At 75.2% G+C, this 18358-nt stretch carries 14 protein-coding genes; 7 read left to right on the top strand and 7 right to left on the bottom strand.

What is annotated here, in order from left to right; genetic code table 11:
- Positions 1–32: 32 nt before the first annotated feature.
- From OG618_RS07800 to OG618_RS07790, 3 genes are read left to right on the top strand one after another with little or no spacing between them, the layout of a single operon-like run.
- Positions 33–557 carry a PadR family transcriptional regulator gene (locus OG618_RS07800; protein ID WP_329486549.1) on the top strand — a complete coding sequence of 175 codons (525 nt, stop codon included), beginning with the start codon at positions 33–35 and terminating at the stop codon, positions 555–557.
- Entirely contained in the window at positions 554–1240 is a 687-nt protein-coding gene (locus OG618_RS07795; RefSeq protein WP_329486548.1) for an ABC transporter ATP-binding protein, read from the top strand. Before OG618_RS07800 ends, OG618_RS07795 begins: the two co-directional genes overlap by 4 nt.
- Positions 1237–3465, top strand: coding sequence for an FtsX-like permease family protein (locus OG618_RS07790; protein ID WP_329486547.1), 2229 nt, complete (start codon positions 1237–1239; stop codon positions 3463–3465). The genes OG618_RS07795 and OG618_RS07790 overlap by 4 nt, the downstream gene beginning before the upstream one ends.
- A 106-nt stretch (positions 3466–3571) precedes the next feature.
- Here the strand turns inward: OG618_RS07790 and OG618_RS07785 are convergent, their stop codons facing one another.
- Together OG618_RS07785 and OG618_RS07780 are read right to left on the bottom strand one after the other, a co-directional pair.
- A complete protein-coding gene (locus tag OG618_RS07785) occupies positions 3572–4027 on the bottom strand; it encodes a nucleotide triphosphate diphosphatase NUDT15 (protein WP_329486546.1) in 456 nt (151 codons plus the stop codon).
- Positions 4028–4097: 70 nt separating this feature from the next.
- Positions 4098–5621, bottom strand: a complete 1524-nt coding sequence (locus OG618_RS07780; protein ID WP_442906768.1) for an SDR family NAD(P)-dependent oxidoreductase — start codon at positions 5619–5621, stop codon at positions 4098–4100.
- Between the two features lie 285 nt (positions 5622–5906).
- Between OG618_RS07780 and OG618_RS07775 the strand changes: the two genes are divergently transcribed.
- On the top strand, positions 5907–7346 hold the full coding sequence (locus tag OG618_RS07775) for a GuaB1 family IMP dehydrogenase-related protein (RefSeq protein ID WP_329486545.1): 1440 nt from the start codon (positions 5907–5909) through the stop codon (positions 7344–7346).
- A 45-nt stretch (positions 7347–7391) separates the two neighbouring features.
- Here the strand turns inward: OG618_RS07775 and OG618_RS07770 are convergent, their stop codons facing one another.
- Both OG618_RS07770 and OG618_RS07765 read right to left on the bottom strand, forming a co-directional pair.
- Complete coding sequence (locus OG618_RS07770; RefSeq protein WP_329486544.1) at positions 7392–8255, bottom strand: DUF5995 family protein; 864 nt, start codon at positions 8253–8255, stop codon at positions 7392–7394.
- A gap of 223 nt (positions 8256–8478) precedes the next feature.
- Positions 8479–9570, bottom strand: coding sequence for a PP2C family protein-serine/threonine phosphatase (locus tag OG618_RS07765; RefSeq protein WP_329486543.1), 1092 nt, complete (start codon positions 9568–9570; stop codon positions 8479–8481).
- 121 nt (positions 9571–9691) lie between these two features.
- On the opposite strand from OG618_RS07765, the gene OG618_RS07760 reads away from it, so the two are divergent.
- The 3 genes from OG618_RS07760 to OG618_RS07750 all read left to right on the top strand — a co-directional run bounded on the left by OG618_RS07760 (position 9692) and on the right by OG618_RS07750 (position 12630).
- A complete protein-coding gene (locus tag OG618_RS07760; protein ID WP_329486542.1) occupies positions 9692–10741 on the top strand; it encodes a pseudouridine synthase in 1050 nt (349 codons plus the stop codon).
- Between the two features lie 72 nt (positions 10742–10813).
- Positions 10814–11566: an SDR family NAD(P)-dependent oxidoreductase gene (locus tag OG618_RS07755; RefSeq protein ID WP_329486541.1), complete on the top strand. Its 753-nt coding sequence runs from the start codon at positions 10814–10816 to the stop codon at positions 11564–11566.
- Entirely contained in the window at positions 11563–12630 is a 1068-nt protein-coding gene (locus OG618_RS07750) for an S-adenosylmethionine:tRNA ribosyltransferase-isomerase (RefSeq protein WP_329486539.1), read from the top strand. Before OG618_RS07755 ends, OG618_RS07750 begins: the two co-directional genes overlap by 4 nt.
- A gap of 24 nt (positions 12631–12654) precedes the next feature.
- On the opposite strand, the gene OG618_RS07745 is transcribed toward OG618_RS07750, so the two are convergent.
- The 3 genes from OG618_RS07745 to OG618_RS07735 all read right to left on the bottom strand — a co-directional run bounded on the left by OG618_RS07745 (position 12655) and on the right by OG618_RS07735 (position 18319).
- On the bottom strand, positions 12655–13086 hold the full coding sequence (locus OG618_RS07745) for a nuclear transport factor 2 family protein (protein ID WP_329486538.1): 432 nt from the start codon (positions 13084–13086) through the stop codon (positions 12655–12657).
- A 173-nt stretch (positions 13087–13259) separates the two neighbouring features.
- Positions 13260–16886 carry a SpoIIE family protein phosphatase gene (locus tag OG618_RS07740; RefSeq protein WP_329486537.1) on the bottom strand — a complete coding sequence of 1209 codons (3627 nt, stop codon included), beginning with the start codon at positions 16884–16886 and terminating at the stop codon, positions 13260–13262.
- Positions 16887–17134: 248 nt separating this feature from the next.
- Positions 17135–18319, bottom strand: a complete 1185-nt coding sequence (locus OG618_RS07735; protein ID WP_329486536.1) for a thiolase family protein — start codon at positions 18317–18319, stop codon at positions 17135–17137.
- Positions 18320–18358 lie beyond the last annotated feature (39 nt).

Raw genomic sequence — 18358 nt, 5'->3', positions numbered from 1 at the left:
CTCGGGGTATACGTCGGGTGTATGGTCCTCTCATGAGTGTTCCCCTGACCCTTCTCGGGCTGCTGGAGCGAGAGCCGAGCCATGGCTACGACCTCAAGCGCGACTACGACACCTTCTTCGGCCGGGGCAAGCCCCTGCCCTACGGCCAGGTCTACGCCACGCTCGGCCGGCTGGCCCGGGACGGCAAGGTGGTGCCCGGCGAGGCCGAGCCCGGCGACGGCCCCGAGCGCAAGCGCTACGTGATCACCGAGGCCGGTGTGACGGAGTTCGAGCACTGGCTCACCGAGCCCGTCGCGCCCGAGCCCAGCCTGCAGACGGTGCTCTTCACCAAGGTGGTGCTGGCCCTGATGCTCGGCCGCGACGCCGAGGTGTACCTCGACACCCAGCGCGCCGCCCACCTACGGCGGATGCGCGAACTCACCGAGCTGCGCCGGGGCGGCGAGCTGGTCGACGCCCTGCTCGCCGACCACGGGCTGTTCCACCTGGAGGCCGATCTGCGCTGGATCGACCTGACCACCGCCCGCCTGGACGCGCTCGCCGAGGCGGTGCGGTCATGACGCCGCTGATCGAGGCCCGCGACATCACGCTCGCCTACGGCGAGACCCCGGCCCTGCGCGGCGCGAGCCTGGCCGTCGGCGCCGGTGAGGTGCTCGCGATCATGGGCCCCAGCGGCTCCGGCAAGTCGACGCTGCTGCACTGCCTGGCCGGCATCCTCACCCCGTCCTCCGGCGAGGTCCTGTTCGACGGGCAGCGGATCGACACCATGAACGAGGCCGGGCGCAGCGCCCTGCGGCGCGACCGGTTCGGCTTCGTCTTCCAGTTCGGCCAGCTCGTCCCCGAGTTGACCGCCGAGGAGAACGTCGCGCTGCCGCTGCTGCTGAGCGGCACCCGGCGGGCGGCGGCGCTGGCCGAGGCCCGGCCCTGGTTCGCCCGGCTGGGGCTGGACGGCCTGGGGAAGCGCCGCTCCGGTGAGCTGTCGGGCGGTCAGGCGCAGCGCGTCGCGCTCGCCCGCGGCCTGGTGGCGCGCCCCCGGGTGCTGTTCGCCGACGAGCCGACCGGCGCGCTGGACTCGCTGACCGGTGAGCAGGTGATGGAGCTGATGGTCGGCGCGGCCCGCGAGCAGGGCACCACCGTCATCCTGGTCACCCACGAGCCCCGGGTCGCCGCCTACGCCGACCGCGAGGCGATCGTGCGCGACGGCCGGGCCACCTCGCTCTCGGCGGACCCGGTGGGCCGATGATCGCCTTCGCGCTGCGCCTCGCCGTCAGCGGCGGGCGGGAGGCCCTGGCCCGGCTGGCCGTCATCGCCGCCGCCGTGGCGATCGGCGTCGGTCTGCTGCTCTCCACGCTGGCGAGCATCAACGCCGTCGGCCAGGCCAACGACCGGGCCGTGTGGACCAACACCGGCGCGGCGAGCCGGACCGAGACGGCCCCCGTGGACCCGCTCTGGTGGTGGGCCCACGGGGACTACTACGACGGCGAGCAGATCCTGCGGGTCGACGTCGCCGCCACCGGGCCGACGGCGCCCGTCCCGCCGGGGCTCGACGCGGTGCCCGCGCCCGGGGAGTACTACGTCTCGCCCGCGCTGGCCGAACTGCTGCGCAGGACCCCGGCCGGCGAGCTGGGCGACCGCTTCCCCGGCCGGCTGGCCGGCGTCCTCGGCGACGCGGCGCTGCCCTCCCCGGACTCGCTGTTCGTGGTCGCGGGCCGGACGGCGGCGGAGATCTCGACCATGCCGGGGGCGCGGGAGGTCACCACCATCGCCACCGTCCTGCCGCCCAGCTGCGACAACGACTGCCCGGGGCCGGGCACGCGCGGCGACGCCATGACGCTGATCCTCTCGGTCGTGGCCGGGGCGCTGATCTTCCCGGTGGTCGTCTTCATCGGCACCGCCACCCGGCTCTCCGCCGCCACCCGAGAGCAGCGCTACGCGGCGATGCGGCTGGTCGGCGCCACCCCGGGGCAGATCTCGCTGATCTCGGCGGTCGAGTCCACGGTGGCCGCCGCCGTCGGCACGGTCCTCGGTTTCGGCCTCCACCTGGCGCTGCGCCCGCTGGCGGCGACCGTCCCGTTCACCGGTGACCGGTTCTTCCTCGACGACCTGACGCTCACCCCGCTCCAGGCGGTGGCGGTGGCCGTCGGCGTTCCGGTGGCGGCGGCGGTCGCGGCCCGGCTGGCGCTGCGTCGGGTCACCGTCTCCCCGCTGGGGGTCACCCGCCGGGTCACCCCCAGGCCGCCGACCCACTGGCGGCTGGTCCCGCTGCTGGCCGGCCTCGCCGAGCTCGGCTTCTTCGTGAACCGCCGCCCGGACACCACCGACCAGCAGACGGCGGCCTATCTGACCGGCTTCCTGCTGATCATGCTCGGGCTGGTGGTCGCCGGGCCCTGGCTCACCATGGTCGCGGCCCGGGCCGTCGCCGCCCGCACCAGCCGCCCGGCCACACTGATCGCGGTGCGGCGGCTCGCGGACGACCCCAGGACCGGGTTCCGCTCGGTCGCCGGGCTCGTCCTCGCCCTCTTCGTCACCACGGCCACGGTCTGCATCATCGGCACCATCAACGAGAACCGCGGCGCGCTCAGCGGGGATCCGCAGACCCGGGTCGTGGTGGAGCACGGCGCGATGGTCGACGAGCCGCCGATGACGGACGCGCTGCCCGAGCGACTGCTGGCGGACCTCCGGGCGGTGCCGGGGTTCCGGGGCCTCACGGTGGGCCACGACAACCCGCGGGCGCTCGGCGCCGAGCCGGGCGAGCGGCCCGGCTTCTCCCCGAGCCTGGTGCTCTGCGACGACCTCGCGCAGACCCCGGTGGCCGGCCACTGCCCGGCCGGTGCGAGCGTCGCGGGTGTCCCGCAGTGGGCCTTCCTGGACCTGAGGTCCAATGCCGCGCACGAGTGGCCGGCCGCGCCGGTCTCCGCCGAGGAGGCGGCCGCGCTCCCGGTGCGCAACGTCTACGTGTCCACCGACGGCTCCGTCGCGGCCATGGAGCGGACCCGCACCCTGCTGACCGAGGCGTACCCGCAGTACCGGGCGCGGACGGTCGGCGACTGGGGCTCCAGCCAGCAGAAGCAGCTGGCCGGCTGGCGGCAGCTGGCCAACGTGGTGCTGCTGACCACGCTGCCGATCGCCGGGTGCAGCCTCGCGGTCAGCGTGGTGGCGGGCCTCTCGGACCGCCGGCGCCCGTTCGCGATGCTGCGGCTCACCGGGGCGCCGCTCGGCCTGCTGCGACGGGTGGTCGGGCTGGAGAGCGCGCTGCCGCTGCTGGTGGTGTCGGTGATCGCGACCGGCACCGGGTTCGGGGCGGCGGCGATGTTCCTCACGTCGCAGATGCACTACGACCTGGTGTCACCGGGGGCGGTGTACTTCGCGCTGGTGGCGCTCGGGCTGGCGGCCTCGCTCGGGATCATCGCCTCGACGCTCCCGCTGCTGAGGCGGCTGACCGGCCCGGAGGCGGCCCGCAACGGCTGACCCGCCCTCAGCCGGCCCGCCCACGGCTCGGCCCGCCCACGGCTTCACCCGCTCACCGCCGAACCCGCCCGCGGAAGGCCCGCCCGGGCCGCGGTGCCCCGTCGCCCTACCCGGCGACGGGGTACGCGTGCGTCCCGGCCCGGATCACCGGGGGGAGGTGCGGCAGCCAGCTGCCGAGGACCAGCGCCGACGGGTAGAACATCGGCTCGGGCAGGGCGTCGATCGCGACGCGCTCCCAACCCGCGCAGGCGTGCGGCTCGGTGACCAGGGCCGCGGCCAGGCTCGGCGGGGCGAGTACGGCCGCGGTCAGCCGGGGGCGACCCAGCTCGTGGTCGAGCAGCACGGCGAGCACCCGCATCGCCGAGGCCGGCAGCACGATGCCGGTCTCCTCGGCGAGTTCGCGCGCCGCGGCCTGCTCGAAGGACTCGCCCGGGTCGTCCACCTTGCCGCCCGGCAGGCTCCAGGTGGGCGGCTCGCCGGCGGTGATCCGGTGGCCGAGCAGCACCCGGCCGTCACCGGTGGGCACGATCACGCCGGCGCCGATCAGCGGTGCGGTGGTCAACTCGGTCCTCCTCGCGGGGTCTACCGGACGGCGGGGGCCACCGGCGGTGGGGTCCACCGGACGGTGGGGCCTACCAGGCGGCGCGGTCGAAGTCCTTCAGGAAGCAGCCGTAGAGGTCCTCGCCCTGCTCGCCGCGGACGATCGGGTCGTACACCCGGGCCGCGCCGTCGACCAGGTCGAGCGGGGCGTGGAAGCCCTCGTCGGCCAGCCGCATCTTGTCCGGGTGCGGGCGCTCGTCGGTGATCCAGCCGGTGTCGACGGCGGTCATCAGGATGCCGTCGGACTCGAACATCTCCTGCGCGCTGGTGCGGGTGAGCATGTTCAGCGCGGCCTTGGCCATGTTGGTGTGCGGGTGGCCGGCGCCCTTGTAGCCGCGGGCGAAGACGCCCTCCATCGCGGAGACGTTGACCACGTACTTGCGGCGGGACGCCGAGGCGGCCATCGCCGGGCGCAGCCGGCTGATCAGGATGAACGGCGCGGTGGAGTTGCAGAGCTGGACCTCCAGCAGCTCCACCGGGCCGACCTCGTTGACGGTCTGCACCCAGCTGTTGGTGGGCGCGAGGTCGGGCACCAGCCCGCCGGCGTCGATCGCGGTGCCGGCCTCGATCCGGGCGGGCGTGGCGGAGCCGGTGACCAGGGCGAGGGAGGTGACGTCCTCGGCGGAGATCCGCTCGCCGCCGCCGGTCGCCTGGGCGGGCAGCGCGGGCAGGTCCACGCTGCCGCTGCCGAAGCGGCCGATGGTGGTGGACTGCGGCAGCTCGCCGGCCGGCAGCGGCGCGGACTCGGCGTTGACCAGCTCGCGGTACGACTCCGGCGGACGGCGCACCGTCTGCGCGGCGTTGTTGATCAGGATGTCCAGCGGGCCGTCGGCGGCGACCTCGTCGGCCAGCGCCAGGACCTGGGCCGGGTCGCGCAGGTCGATGCCGACGATCTTCAGGCGGTGCAGCCAGTCGGCGCTGTCCGGCATCGCGGTGAAGCGGCGGATGGCGTCGTTGGGGAACCGGGTGGTGATGGTGGTGTGCGCGCCGTCGCGGAGCAGCATCAGCGCGATGTACATGCCGATCTTGGCCCGGCCGCCGGTGAGCAGCGCGCGCTTGCCGGTGAGGTCGGCGCGGGCGTCCCGGCGGGCGCGGTTCTTCACCGCGCAGGTCTGGCAGAGGTTGTGGTAGAACGCGTCCACCTCGACGTACCGCTGCTTGCAGGTGTAGCAGGAGCGCGGGCGCTCCAGGATGCCGGCGATCTCGGTGGTGGTGACGGTGGTCAGGCCGAACGCGCCGGCCGTCTCGTCGTCGATCCGGCTGGGCGCGCCGGTGGCGGTGCGGGCGGTGACCTCGCGGTCGTTCGCGGTCTTGCGGGCCCGGGTCTCCTGGCGGCGGCGCTGCTTGAGCGTGCGGAATATGCCGCCGACGGCCTGGCGGACGGTGATCGCGTCCGGGTGGTCGACGTGCAGCTGGTCCAGCTCGGCGATCACGTCCAGGCAGAGCCGCAGCCGCTCGGGGTCGAGGCCGGGACCGTAGTCGATCTCCTCCTCGGTGCTGACCTCCGTGCCGCCGCCCTGCTCGATGCCCTGCTCGATGTCCACGCCCGCCGTCATGATGCCCGCTGCCGCTTTCCTGGATTGCCTCGCCGTTACCGCGTGAATGCTACGGGAGCGGCCCTGGCCGGGGCGAAAAGGCGATCACTTGGAGGAAGCTCCAAGGCGGGGCCCGCGCTGCTGATCATGTGTTGTGCACTGTGCCAGCGATCGGGGTCGAACTGGCTTTTGCCCGCCCCGTACCGGAGAATCGAACGTTGGGTGCCGGGCGCCCGAGTGCGCCCGGCGGCCTCGCCGCAACCGCACCCGAGGTGTACCTTCTCCCAGCCAGAGAGCCCTTTCTTCATGCGCTTCCTGAACGACCTCAAGCCCTCGTACGACCTCACGTACGACGACGTCTTCATGGTCCCCAGCCGCTCCGCCGTGGGCTCCCGGCAGGGTGTCGACCTCTCCTCGAACGACGGCACCGGCACCACCATCCCGCTGGTGGTGGCCAACATGACCGCCATCGCCGGCCGCCGGATGGCCGAGACCGTGGCCCGCCGCGGCGGTCTGGTCGCCATCCCGCAGGACATCCCGACCGAGGTGATCGCCGACGTCATCGGCTGGGTCAAGCAGCGCCACCTGGTGCACGACACCGCCATCACGCTGGCCCCGGGCGCCACCGTCGCCGAGGCTCTCTCGCTGCTGCACAAGCGCGCCCACGGCGCGCTGGTCGTGGTCGAGGACGGCAAGCCGATCGGCGTGGTCACCGACTCCGACTGCCAGGGCGTCGACCGCTTCACCGGCCTCGCCGACGTGATGTCCCGCGACCTGCTGCTGCTGGAGGAGGGCATCGACCCGCGCGCCGCCTTCGACAAGCTCACCGAGGCGCACCGCAAGCTCGCGCCGGTGGTCGACGCCGACGGCCGCCTGGTCGGCATCCTGACCCGCAAGAACGCGCTGCGCGCCACCCTCTACACCCCGGCCGTCGACGCGCGGGGCCACCTGCGGGTCGCCGCCACCGTCGGCATCAACGGCGACGTGGCCGGCAAGGCCAAGGCGCTGATCGAGGCCGGCGCCGACGTGCTGGTGGTCGACACGGCGCACGGCCACCAGGAGTCCATGATCAGCGCGCTGCGCGCGGTGCGCGGGCTCGACCCGCGGATCCCGATCGTGGCCGGCAACGTGGTCTCCGCCGACGGTGTCCGCGACCTGGTCGAGGCGGGCGCCGACATCCTCAAGGTCGGTGTCGGCCCCGGCGCGATGTGCACCACCCGGATGATGACCGGCGTCGGCCGCCCGCAGTTCTCCGCCGTCCTGGAGTGCGCGGCCGAGGCCCGCCGGCTCGGCAAGCACGTCTGGGCCGACGGCGGCGTCCGCCACCCGCGCGACGTCGCGATGGCGCTGGCCGCCGGCGCGTCCAACGTGATGATCGGTTCCTGGTTCGCCGGGACGTACGAGTCCCCGGGCGACCTGCAGACCACCGCCGACGGCCGCCAGTACAAGGAGAGCTTCGGGATGGCCTCGGCGCGCGCGGTGAGCAACCGCACCTCGCAGGACTCCTCCTACGACCGCGCCCGCAAGGCGCTCTTCGAGGAGGGCATCTCGCACTCCCGGATGTTCGTCGACCCGGCCCGCCCGGGCGTCGAGGACCTCATCGACTCGATCGTCGCCGGGGTGCGCAGCTCCTGCACCTACGCGGGCGCCTCCAGCCTGGAGGAGTTCCACGAGAAGGCCGTGGTCGGCATCCAGAGCGCGGCCGGCTACGCCGAGGGCAAGCCGCTGCACTCCAGCTGGGCCTGATCGCGGCGGTCCGGACCGAGTGGGGACCAGGCGCCCGACGCACGGTCAACCGACGGCCGGCCGGTTCCTCGCCACGGGGAGCCGGCCGGCCGTCGGCCGCTCGGGAGCGGGCGGCCCGTCCGCCGGGGGTGCCGCGCCCCCGGCGCGGGGCCGGTCCGGGCCGAGCGGGGTGAGCAGGGCGCGGCCGAGCAGGCCGACCGAGGTGTCCAGCGCGGCGGCGAGCGCCGCGGCGGCCGACGGCACGCCGCGCAGCTGCCAGAGCGCGCGGACGGTCGCCCAGGCCGCCTCGCGGGCGGTGTCGACCGACCAGGTGCCCAGCAGGTGCGTCAGCGGCTCGGCCCGCTCCAGGGCGTCCGGCCCGGGCATCAGCTGCTCCCGGACGGCCGTCTCCACCCCGGCCAGCAGGTCGTTGACCCGGTGGTAGTCCCCGGCGAGCCGCTCGGGCCCGCAGCCGAGCCGCCGGCAGGTGTCGAGCACGGCGAGCGGCAGGTCGTGCTGGATGTGGGCGTTCATCCCGGCCAGCGCGAACTGCAGCGGGTGCACGCCCCGGTGCGCCCGCAGGGCGAAGAGCGGCCGCCAGCAGGCCGGTACCGGCCGCCCGGCCGCCTCGGCGTCCAGGGCCAGCAGGTAGCGCCCGGCGAAGACCACGTCCAGCTCGGCCATCCCGGCCGGGTCGGCGAAGTACGGGCGGCCAAGGCGGTCCGGGGCGCCGCGTGAGTGCTCCGGGCGCGCCAGCCGGCGGCGCACCGCGTCCGTGACGGTGAGGTACATCCGGTTGAACACCGCCACGCCGTCGTCCAGGGGCAGTCCGGCCCCGATCGCCCGCAGCCGGCCGAGCACCTCGTCGACCGTCCGCGTTGCCGGTGCCCCTGCTCCCGCCCCCGTCACCGAGGCCGCCGTACCGGGCATCGTCACCCTCCGATGTCGATCGTGCACTGATCGCATCATCGTGACAGTGGCCCGGGTGAACGGTCGGGCGCCGCGCGGAGGCCGGGCCGGTGCGCGCCCGGTGCCGTCAGCCCAGCTCGTACTCCAGGGCGTAGGTGTGGCCGCCCTCGTGGTCCACCGACAGCTCGAAGGTGCCGGTGATCCACCGTACCCGGGCCGGGGCTCACCGCTCCCGGGACAGCGCTCACTGCTCCCAGCGCAGGGCGAGGAGCGCCGCGTCGTCGGTCGGCCCGGCGGTGCCGACCCAGTCGCCGACCTCGGCGAGCAGCGCGTCCAGGACGTCCCCGGGGCCAGTCGCCGGCAGCGCGGCGAGCCGCTCCGCCAGCGGGTAGAACCGGTCCGCGGTGTCGCGGGCCTCCGAGACGCCGTCGGTGTAGAGGATCAGCAGGTCCCCCGGGAGCGGCTCGAAGCCGCCCGCCCGGTAGTGCCCGCCGATCAGCCCGAGCAGGCCCAGCGGCGGGGCGTGCAGCGGCGGAGCCAGCTCGGTCACCCGGCCGGCGCGGCGCAGCAGCGGGTGCGGATGCCCGCAGTTGACGAAACGGGCCGGCCCGCCGGCCGGGGCCACGTCCAGCAGGAAGGCGGTCGCGAAGCGCTCGTTGACCCGGCGCTCGGACAGCGCGGCGTCCAGCCGCTCCGCCACCCGGACCAGGTCGGGCTCGGTCCGCGCGGCCTCCCGGAACACGCCCAGCACGTCCGTGGCGGTCTCCACCGCCGGGAGCCCGTGGCCCTGGACGTCCCCCAGCAGGATCCGGATCCCGTGCGGGGTGTCCACCACCTCGTAGAGGTCCCCGCCGATCCGCGCCTCGGCCGCCGCGGCGGCGTACCGCACGGCCACCCGCAGTGGTCCGATCCGTTCCGGCGGCGGGCGCAGCAGGGCCCGCTGCGCCGCCTCGGCCACCGTCCGGACCTGGGTGAGTTCGCGCTCCCGGGCCGCCACCAGGACGACGTTGGCGGCACTGGCCAGGGTGGCGGCCAGGACGGTGATCAGCGCGGCGAGGTGCACGGACAGCGGCAGCCCGCTGTTGCTGAGCTCCAGCAGCACCACGGCGGCGGTGGCGACCGCCCCAGCGAACAGGGGCACCCGGGCCGAGCGGGTGATCGCCCCCGCCAGCATCGGCGCCACCGCGAGCACGGGGGAGAGCGTCGTCCCCGGCCCGGTGATCAGGTCGGCCACCACGGCCGCGACCAGCAGCAGGAACGCGCAGCCGAGTAGCCGCTTGGCCCGCCGGGGCAGGCGCAACGCCGGCAGCGCGTCCTCCGGGCCGTCTCTGGTCACGCGTACACCTCCGGTGGGCGGGGCCCACTGTCCACTCTCCACCGGCCCGGCCGTCCCCGGCACCTCGGGCATCCGGCCGGGCCCCGGGAGCCGCGGTGGCCCCGGTTAGGGTGGCGGTGAGATGAGACGCAAGCGCAAGGCACCGACCGCACCCCTCCCGCAGCGCCGCGGGGTGGACCCGGTGCACCTGCGGCTGCCCGCCGAGGGGCCGTGGCCGACGGTGCGCGCCTACCTGGCCGAGCGGCTGCCGACCGTCGACCCGGCGCGGATCGACGCGCTGCTGCGCGGGCGTGAGATCGTCGGCGTGGACGGCCCGATCGGGCCGGAGGAGCCGTTCCGCCCCGCCGGTCACCTCTGGCTCTACCGGGACCTGCCCGCGGAGGTCCCCGTCCCGTTCGAGCTGGAGGTGCTGTACCGGGACGACCACCTGGTGGTGGTCGACAAGCCGCACTTCCTGGCAACCACCCCGCGCGGCCGGCACGTCGTCGAGACGGCGCTCTCCCGGCTGAGGCACGGGCTCGACCTGCCCGCGCTCAGCCCGGCGCACCGGCTGGACCGGCTGACGGCGGGCCTGGCGATGTTCGTGGTGCGGCCGGAGGACCGGGGCGCCTACCAGACGCTCTTCCGGGACCGGCTGGTGCGCAAGGAGTACCAGGCCGTCGCACCGCACGATCCGGCGCTCGCGCTGCCCCGTACGGTCCGCAGCCACATCGTCAAGGAGCGCGGCGTGATCGCGGCGCGGGAGCTGGACGCCCCGCCCAACAGCGAGAGCCGGATCGACCTGGTCGAGCACCGGGACGGTCTGGGCCGCTACCGGCTGCGGCCGCTCAGCGGGCGCACCCACCAGCTGCGGCTGCACATGAGCGGCCTCGGGGTGCCGATCCTGGGGGATCCGGTGTACCCGGTGGTGCTGCCCGAGCCGGCCCCGGACGACTTCCGCCGGCCGCTGCAACTACTCGCCTCCGTGGTCGAGTTCACCGACCCGCTGACCGGCCGGCCGCACCGCTTCGAGACCCGCCGCACCCTGGCCGCCTGGGCCGATCCGCAGTCCTGGGCGGCCGCCGACGCGCCGGTCCCCGCACCCCGTCCGGCCCGGGACCCGGACCGGGACTCCGACGAGGACTCCGACCGGGACCGGGACCACGGTCCGGGCCTCGGTCCGGCGATCTAGGCCGAACGGACCACCGGCCCCCCGGCCTGCGGTCCGATCCGCACCGGACCGCCCCGGAGCGATCGTGGTGCCATGAACGCACCTCAGCACACCGCAGGATCCGCCGCCCCCGTCGCCGTGGTCACCGGTGCCTCGCGCGGCCTCGGCCGGGCGCTGGCCCGGGCGCTCGCCGCCGACGGCTGGCAGCTGGTGATCACCGCCCGCGACGCGGCCGAACTCTCCGCCGTCGAGGCCGAACTGGCCGCCGTCACCACGGTGGTCGCGCCGGCCGGCTCGGTCGTCGACGACGGCCACCGGGCCCGCCTCGCCGAGGCGGCCGCCGGCCTCGGCGGAGCACGGCTCCTGGTCAACAACGCCGGCACGCTCAACGGCTCCGACACGACCGACGTCCCGCTGCCCCGCCTCGCCGACGTCCCGCTGCCCGATCTGCTGGAGACCTTCGAGGTCAACGCCCTGGCGCCGATCGCGCTCACCCAGCTCGTGCTGCCCCAGCTGCGCCGGCACGGCGGGGCCGTCCTGAACATCAGCTCGGACGCGGCCGTCGAGGCCTACCCCGGGTGGGGCGGCTACGGCGCCAGCAAGGCGGCACTGGACCAGGCCTCCGCCGTGCTGGCCCGGGAGGAGGAGGCGGTGCGGGTCTGGGCGGTGGACCCGGGCAGCATGCGCACCCGGATGTACCAGGACGCCTGCCCGGGCGAGGACATCTCCGGCGAGCCGCTCCCCGAGACCGTGGTGCCCGCGCTGCTCGCCCTGGTGGGCGGCAGCCGGCCCTCCGGCCGCTACCGTGCCGCGCACCTCCCGGCAGGTGCGCGGGCCGCGCGATGACCGCCGCCGCGGTCCCCGGGATCGACGTCACCGTCCCGCCCGAACTCTCCGCCCGGGCCCCGGCGGAGGCGCGCGGCACCGCCCGCGACGGCGTGCGGATGCTGGTCGGCCGCCGGAGCGGGCCGGCCGTCGGGCACCGCCGCTTCACCGAGCTCCCCGAGGTGCTGCGCCCCGGGGACCTCCTGGTGGTGAACAACTCGGCGACCCTGCCCGCCGCGCTGCCCGGCCGGCTGGCCGACGGCACCCCCGTGGCGCTGCACCTCTCCTCGGCCCGGCCGGACCGGCGCGGGGCCTTCCGGGTCGAGCTGCGCCGCCCCGCCCCCGGCGCGGCGGCCGCCTTCTGGCCACCGGAGGAGTCCCCGGGCCGGCCGGGGCTGCGGGTGGCGCTGCCGGGCGGCGCCGCGGCCGACCTGGTCGAGGCGTTCACGCCCCGGCTCTGGCACGCCCGACTCGCCCTGCCCGAACCGCTGGTGGCCTACCTGGGCCGCCACGGCAAGGCGATCCGGTACGGCTACGTGGACCGGGACTGGCCGATCGAGGCCTACCAGACGGTCTTCGCCACCGTTCCGGGCAGCAGCGAGATGCCCAGCGCCGCCCGGCCGTTCACCGCCGGGGTGGTGGCCCGGCTGGCCGGGCGGGGCGTGCTGGTCGCGCCGATCACGCTGCACACCGGTGTCGCCTCGCCGGAGGCGCACGAGGCGCCGTACGCCGAGTGGTTCCGGGTACCGGCCGCCACGGCCCGGCTGGTCGGCCACGTCCGGGCCGGTGGCGGGCGGGTGATCGCGGTCGGCACCACCGCCGTCCGGGCCCTGGAGTCGGCGGTCGGGCCGGACGGGAGCGTCCGGGAGGCCGAGGGCTGGACCGAACTGGTGGTCACCCCCGAGCGCGGGGTGCGCGCGGTGGACGGCCTGCTCACCGGCTGGCACGAGCCCCGCGCGTCCCATCTGCTGATGCTCGCCGCGGTGGCCGGCCGGCCGCTGCTCGAACGCTGCTACGCGGCGGCCGTCCACGAGCGCTACCTGTGGCACGAGTTCGGCGACGTCAACCTACTGCTGCCGGACTAGGCCCGGCCGGGCGGCGGCTGGCCGTCAGCCGGCCGCGGGCGCGAAGAGCGTGCGCGCCGCGTGGTCGGTGTCGAGGTACTCGCGGACGGCGGTGATCAGGCCGTTCTCGACGGTGAAGACGCCCAGGCACCGGTTGTGGTAGGCGGCGCCGTTGGCCGCCGTCCCCCGCGCGGTCCACTCGGCGACCACCTGCGGGCCGTCGGCGAGCAGACCGGTCAGCGTCACCTCCAGGGGGGTGCCGGGCGCGAACAGCGTGCCCACCGAGCCGAGGAAGTCGTCGAGGATGGCGGTCCGGCCGCGCCAGACCCCGGACAGCGGCAGGTCGCCCGGGTAGGACCAGGTGGCGTCCTCGGCGAACGAGGCCGCCGCGGTGGGCAGGTCGCCCTCGGCGATGGCGGTGACGTAGCGCTCCACGACGGTGCGGGGGTCCAGCTGGTTCACGACGGCTCGGTTCACGACGGCTCCTCGGGTTGCGGTCCCGGACGGTCGCCGGGCCCCTCGCCCGGCCGCGCCGTCCTGTGGGACCAAGCCAACCGCCCGGCCGCCGGGCGGGCCAACAACCCGGCGTGGGCGGCGACAAGGATCGGTTGTCGTACCAGGCCGGGGCGGGTGCGCGGCCGGGGGAGGAGCTACCAGGGCCGGCTGCCCGGCGGCAGCTCCAGCTCGAACCAGACCACCTTGCCCTCCCGGGTGCGGCGGGTGCCCCAGCGGTGCGCGAGTTCGTTGACCAGGTGCATGCCGCGCCCGCCCTCGTCCTCCTCCTGGGCGCGGCGGATCCGCGGCGACTCGCTGTCCCGGTCGGCGACCTCCACGGTGAGCACCCGGTTGTGGAACAGCCGCAGCTGGACGGGGGATCCGGCGTGCACCAGCGCGTTGGTGATCAGCTCGCTGGTGAGCAGTTCGGTCCAGTCGGCGAGCGCGCCCAGGCCCCAGCCGGTCAGCGTCTCCCGGGTGAAGCGGCGGGAGTGCGCGACCATCGCGTGGTCGTCGCTGAGCGAGAGGGTGGCGATCCGGTCGGTGCCGGTCGGCCGGGCCTGGGCCAGGATGATCGCGATGTCGTCCTCGCTGGTGCGGCCGGTGAGTTGGGCGAGCACGGCGTCGCAGGTCTGCTCCAGCGTGCGGTGCCGGTCGCCGACGGTCCGGCAGAGCAGGTCCAGGCCCTCGTCGAGGTCGCGGCCCCGGCGCTCGACCAGGCCGTCCGTGTAGAGCGCCAGGATGCCGTCCTCCGGGAGCGTGAACTCGATGCTCTCGAAGGGGACCCCGCCGACGCCGAGCGGTGCGCCCGGGGGCAGTTCGACCAGCTGGGCCCGGCCGTCGGCGTCGGCCACCACCGGCGGCAGGTGGCCCGCGCAGGCGGCGGTGCAGCGCCGGTCCACCGGGTCGTAGATCACGCAGACGCAGGTGGCGAACTGGCCCTCGCCGATCTCCGCGGTGGCCTCGTCGAGCCGGTGCATCACCCGTTCCGGGTCGAGGTCGAGGGTGATCAACGTCCGTGCCACGGTGCGCAGCTGGCCCATCGTGGCGGCGGCCCGGATGCCGTGGCCCATCACGTCGCCGACCACCAGCGCGACCCGGCCGGAGGAGAGCGGGACGATGTCGAACCAGTCGCCGCCGACCTCGCTGACCACGCTGCTGGGCAGGTAGCGGTAGGCGATCTCCAGGCCGATCGCGCGGTGGATCTCCTGCGGCAGGAGGCTGCGCTGCAGGGTGAGCGCGGTGTCCCGTTCGCGGCGGTAGAGCCGGGCGTTGTCCATCGCGAGCGCCGTCCGCGCGGCCAGCTCCTCGGCGAGGGCGCGGTCCGCCGGCCCGTACGGCACCGGGTTCCTCGTCCGCAGGAACTCCGCGCCGCCCAGCACCATCCCGCGGGCCAGCAGCGGCACCATCAGATAGGAGTGCACCCCGGCGTCCAGGCCCGGCTGCACCCGGTCCGGCGCGGCCACGATCCCGCGCAGTGCCGTCTCGTCCACCTCCGAGACCAGGATCGACCGGCCGGTGCGCAGGCTCTGCGCGTACACCTGGGCGGACTGCGAGGTGGCGCCCACCTGGTCTGCGGCGGCCGCCATGGTGCCGTCCGGGCTGGCCTCGCCGACGGCGACCGCCCGCATCAGGACGGAGCCGTCGTCCGGTACCGGGCTCGGGTCCTCGCCGCCGAGCACCGCGTCGCGCAGGTCGACGGTGACGAAGTCGGCGAACCGCGGGATCACCACCTCCACCAACTCCTCGGCGGTGCGGTGCAGATCGAGCGTGGTGCCGATCCGGGTGCTCGCCTCGTTGAGCAGGGAGAGCCGCTGCTGGGCCGCCCAGGCCTCGTCCAGGGCGCGCTGGCGGGCGGCGGCCGCGTCGCGCTCCCGGGTGAACAGCAGCGCGTTGTCGATCGAGACGGCCGCCCGGACCGCCAGCTCCCCGGCGAGCGCCAGGTCGTCGTCCTCGTACGGTCGTTCGACCACCGTCCGGTAGAAGGCGGCGACGCCGACCGGCGAGCCGCGGGCGATCAGCGGCACCACCATGAACGAGAGGACGTTCTGCTCCCGCGCGGCCGCGGTGCGGACGGGGTCGTCGGCGAACCAGGCCATCCCCTCCTCGTCCATCCGCGGCACCAGCACCGGCTTGCGGTGGGCGAGGCTCCACGCGTACGGCGAGCCGGGCGCGAACCGCTGCACCCCGCCGGTGCGGTCGATCGGCTCCAGCGTCGAGCCGTGCGCCGAGTGGAACGCCATCCGGCGCAGCACGGCGGAGCCGTCCGCCGGGGCGCGGACCTCGCGCTCGCCGCGCACCAGGTCGTCCAGCACCTCCACCACCACGGTGTCGGCCAGCCGGGGCGTCGCGACCTCGGCCAGCTCCTTCGCGGTCTGCGCCAGGTCGAGGGTGGTGCCGATCCGCGCCGAGGCGACGTTGACCAGGGCCAGCCGTTCCTGCGCGGCCTTCGCCTCGCGCAGCGCCTGCTGGCGGGCGAGCACCGTCTGGTGCTGGCGCAGGTAGAGCCGGGCGTTGTCGATGGCGACGGCGGCCCGCGAGGCCAGCTCGTCACCGAGCGTGATGTCCGCCTCGGCGAACGCCTCCCGCTCGCCGCGCCGGGAGTACACCACCATGCCGAGCGTGGTGCCGCGCGCCACCAGCGGGGTGATCCGCACCGAGCGGGGCCGGTCGCCGAGGTAGGCCTGCCGGCGGCTCTCGGTGATCGCCGAACTCAGCGGCGGCAGCTCCCAGGACGGCGTCACCACCGTCCGCCCGGTCGCCAGCGCCCTCCCGTACGGGGAGTCCGGCGACAGCTCGTACACCGAGTCCACCGGCAGTGCCTCGGCGGGGTAGAGCGGGTCGGTGGTGGCGAGCGCCAGCCGGCGGACCAGGTGCGGGACGGACGGGTCGAGCGGCTCCACGGTGCGTCCGGCGACCAGGGCCTCCAGCGCGAACACCCCGCTGATGTCGGCGACCCTGGGCACCATCGCGTCGGCCAGCTCCCGGGCGGTCTGCCGCAGGTCCAGGGTGGTGCCGATGGAGGCGGTGGCGTCGACGAGCAGCGCCAGCCGCTCCTGGGCGCGGGCGGCCCGGGCGTCCGCGCGGAACCGTTCGGTGATGTCGATGAGCGTCGAGCTGACCCCGAGGACCTCGCCGCCCGGGTCCTCCAGCCGGAAGTAGGAGGCCGACCAGGCGTGGTCGTGCGTCGGGTCGCCGGGGGTGCGGCCGTGCGAGCGGGCGTCCACGACCGGATCGCCGCTCTCCAGCACCTGCCGCATCACCTCCTCGCTCTCGGCGCCGTTGATGCCGGGCAGCAGTTCGGTGAGGCGGTGGCCCAGGTGCGCCTCGGCGGGCAGGCCGTTGACCCGGGCCAGTGCGTCGTTCAGCCGGACGAAGGCCAGTCGGCTGTCGTACACGGCCATCCCGACGGGGGACTGCGTGAAGAACCCGTCCAGGACGGCGAGGTCCGCCTGGATCCGGCGCAGCGTCGTGACGTCGGACGCGACGGCCAGCACCAGCGGACTGCCGCCGGGGCCGGAGATCGGGTGGGTGCGGAACTCCAGGTTCACGTAGTGGCCGTCCCGGTGCCGGACCGGGAAGACGCCCGACCAGCCGCGCCCGTCCACGATCTCCTGGAAGAGCTCCAGGACCTCGGGCCGCTGGTCGTCGGTGGCCAGCAGCTGCGCGGCCAGCGAACCGATGGCCTCCTCGGCGCTGTAACCGAGCAACGCCTCGGCGTCACTGCTCCAGTGCAGGATCCGCCCGTCCGCCTCGATCAGGGCGGTCGCGATCGGGACCATCAGCAGGGCGTCCTGACGCGACCCCCCGGCGCCCGGGCGCCCCGGGCGCGGCCCCTCGGAGCCGCCGGTATCACGTTGCTCGTTCACCATGGCCAGAGAACCGCCCGGAGATCGTTTCTGCCAGCCCTGCCATCTTCCCACGGCCCCCGCACCCCCGCCCCGCGCACTCCGCCGGGGCGCCGCCGCCCGCCCTGCCACGGCCGCTCGGGGCGGGACGGGGGCGCGCCACCGCGGTCGGTCCCGCGAGGTCAGTCCAGCGCCTCCAGGACGGTGGCGTTGGCCAGGCCGCCCGCCTCGCACATGGTCTGCAGGGCGTAGCGCGCGCCGCGCCGGCGCATCGCGTGCACCAGGGTGGTCATCAGCCGGGTGCCGCTCGCCCCGAGCGGGTGGCCGAGCGCGATCGCGCCGCCGTTCACGTTGACCTTGGCCGGGTCGACCCCGGTCTCCTGCAGCCAGGCCAGCACCACCGAGGCGAACGCCTCGTTCACCTCGAACAGGTCGATGTCCGCCGGCGAGAGCCCGGACCGCCGCAGCACCTTCTCGGTGGCGGGGAGCACGCCGGTGAGCATCAGCAGCGGGTCCGAACCGGTCACCGCGAAGGAGTGCAGCCGGGCCAGCGGGCGCAGGCCCAGCCGGGCGGCCGTCTCGCTGCTGGTGATCAGCACCGCCGAGGCGCCGTCGTTGATCGGGCTGCTGTTGCCGGGCGTCACCGACCACTGGATCTGCGGGTACCGCTCGGCCATGGCGGGGTCGGTGAACGAGGGCCGCAGTCCGGCGAGCACCTCGGGTGTGCTGCCCGGACGCACCGACTCGTCCCTCGTGACGATCCCGGCGGGCGTCGGCACCGGGGCCAGCTCCGCCTCGAACCAGCCGGCGGCGTGGGCGTGCGCGGCCTTGGCGTGCGAGTCGAGGGCGAAGGCGTCCATCGCCTCCCGGGTGACGGACCACTTGGCGGCGATCAGCTCGGCGCTGACGCCCTGCGGGATCAGCCCGCCGGGGTAGCGTGCGTTGATCGCGGCGCTGAACGGGTCCGCGCCGGGCGGCACGTTGGACCACATCGGCACCCGGCTCATCGACTCGACGCCGCAGGCCACCACCAGGTCGTACGCGCCCGCGATCACGCCCTGGGCGGCGAAGTGGACGGCCTGCTGGGAGGAGCCGCACTGCCGGTCCACGGTGGTCGCCGGGACGGACTCCGGCAGGCCGGCCGCCAGCCAGGCGTAGCGGGTGGTGTTCATGGCCTGCTCGCCGACCTGGTCGACGCAGCCGCCGATCACGTCGTCGACCAGGGCCGGGTCGATCCCGCTGCGTCCGACCAGGGTCCGGAGGGTGTGCGCGAGAAGTTCCACCGGGTGGACGGCGGAGAGCGCGCCCCCCGGTTTGCCCTTGCCGATGGGGGTGCGGACAGCTTCGACGATTACGGCGTCACGCATGACGGCCGCCTTCCTCTGCGAAGGGCGCCGGGCGGTCGG

The sequence above is a fragment of the Kitasatospora sp. NBC_01246 genome (genome assembly GCF_036226505.1).
GTDB lineage: Bacteria > Actinomycetota > Actinomycetes > Streptomycetales > Streptomycetaceae > Kitasatospora.
Note: the sequence above shows the minus strand (reverse complement) of the source record. Positions and strands in the feature narration are given on the sequence as shown.